1 pseudogene is annotated in these 274 nt (G+C 45.3%); it reads right to left on the bottom strand.

Annotated features, from left to right (window positions below):
- Positions 1-274: pseudogene (locus tag SB775_RS29335) on the bottom strand (MBL fold metallo-hydrolase); the annotation flags it as partial.

Raw genomic sequence — 274 nt, 5'->3', positions numbered from 1 at the left:
CGTCTTCATCCCACTTCACAGCGCGGTAAATGGCATCATGATAAAACAAGTACCATGCATTTTGTTCTTCTGCGAATGCTTGCCACTTTTGTTTGGCGGGAATCGAAGTCATCGGAAAATCGTCATATGCCAGCACCCAAAGTGGATTTTTATGAGCGTGTGTTGGCATGATATCAGCTAAATGAATCGCTGTTTCGCCCTGACTTGTGAGCGTTAAGATGCTGTGACCATTGCTGTGACCACCTGTATGATGCAGATGAATTCCTTCTGTCAC

This window comes from Peribacillus sp. SIMBA_075 (assembly GCF_046534585.1).
This window is presented reverse-complemented; position numbering and strand designations above follow the sequence as displayed.